Origin of the sequence: Pseudomonas sp. TREG-RG-20F-10-E-6-01 (genome assembly GCF_022662455.1) — a bacterium.
Lineage (GTDB): Bacteria > Pseudomonadota > Gammaproteobacteria > Pseudomonadales > Pseudomonadaceae > Aquipseudomonas.
Map to the genome: position 1 here is coordinate 1 of NZ_JAKNQP010000034.1, position 1,897 is coordinate 1,897.

At 54.6% G+C, this 1,897-nt stretch carries 1 protein-coding gene; it reads left to right on the forward strand.

Going from position 1 to position 1,897, the window contains the following annotated elements:
• Positions 1-1,897 (forward strand): immunoglobulin-like domain-containing protein (locus L8K08_RS30140; protein WP_347341038.1); only part of this gene is annotated, 1,897 nt, incomplete at both ends.

The window sequence follows — 1,897 nt, forward strand, 5'->3', positions numbered from 1 at the left end:
TGTGACGCTTTCTAATGGCCAGACCATCGTCATCGAAGCCGGCAAATCTGCAGGCTCGGTAGTCTTTGAAACCCCGGCTAACGACGTTTACAACAATGGTTCGACTGTCAGCACCACTATTACCGGTGCAACTGGCGGTAACTTCGAGAACTTGGTGCCGAGCACTACACCTGCGATCACTACGATTACCGATTCGGTTGATACCACTACCGTTACGTTGACTGCCGATAACTCGGTCGTTGAAGGCGGCAATATCACTTACACCGCCACGTTGACCAACCCGGCGCAAACTCCGGTCACCGTGACGCTGAGCAATGGCCAGACCATCGTTATCGAAGCCGGTAAATCTGCAGGCTCGGTGGTGTTTGAAACTCCGGCTAACGATGTCTACAACAACGGTTCGACCGTCAACACAACGATCACCAACGCCACCGGCGGTAACTTCGAGAACTTGGTGCCGAGCACTACACCTGCGGTCACCACGATCACCGACTCGATTGATACCACTACCGTCACTTTGACGGCTGATCCATCGGTCGTTGAAGGCGGCAACATTACTTACACCGCCACGCTGACTAACCCAGCGCAAACCGCTGTGACGGTTACCTTGAGCAACGGCCAGACCATTGTTATCGAAGCCGGTAAATCTGCGGGCTCGGTGGTGTTTGAAACTCCGGCTAACGACGTCTACAACAACGGTTCGACTGTCAGCACCACTATTACCAGTGCAACTGGCGGTAACTTTGAGAACTTGGTTCCAGGTACTGCCCCAGCGGTCACCACGATCACCGACTCGATCGACACCACCACTGTCACTCTGACGGCGGATCCTTCGGTCGTTGAAGGCGGCAACATTACTTACACCGCTACGCTGACAAACCCGGCGCAGACTGCGGTTACCGTGACATTGAGCAACGGTCAGACGATCAACATCGAAGCGGGCAAGTCCAGCGGCACTGTAGTGTTTGAGACTCCGGCTAACGACGTCTACAACAACGGTTCGACCGTCAATACGACGATCACCAACGCTACCGGTGGCAACTTCGAAAACCTGGCAACAAACCCAGCGCCAGCCACCACCACGATTACTGATTCGATCGACACCACCACCGTCACTTTGACGGCTGATCAATCGGTCGTTGAAGGCGGCAATATTACTTACACCGCTACGCTGACTAACCCGGCGCAAACTGCGGTGACTGTGACGCTTTCTAATGGTCAGACGATCGTCATTGAGGCCGGTAAATCTGCAGGCTCGGTGGTGTTTGAAACCCCGGCTAACGATGTTTACAACAACGGTTCGACCGTCAACACGACGATCACCAACGCTACCGGTGGCAACTTCGAGAACCTGGCGACCAACCCAGCGCCAGCGACCACCACGATTACTGATTCGATCGACACCACCACCGTCACTCTGACGGCGGATCCATCGGTCGTTGAAGGCGGCAACATTATCTACACCGCTACGCTGACCAATCCAGCGCAAACCGCTGTGACGGTTACCTTGAGCAACGGCCAGACGATCAACATCGAAGCGGGCAAGTCAAGCGGAACTGTGGTTTTCGAAACTCCGGCCAACGACGTTTACAACAACGGTTCGACCGTCAATACGACGATCACCAATGCCACTGGCGGTAACTTCGAAAACCTGGCAACCAACCCAGCGCCAGCAGTGACCACCATCACCGACTCGATTGATACCACTACCGTCACTCTGACTGCCGATAACTCGGTCGTTGAAGGCGGCAACATTACTTACACCGCCACGCTGACTAACCCGGCGCAAACTGCGGTGACGGTTACCTTGAGCAACGGTCAGACGATCAATATCGAAGCGGGCAAGTCCAGCGGAACTGTAGTTTTCGAAACTCCGGCCAACGACGTTTACAACAAT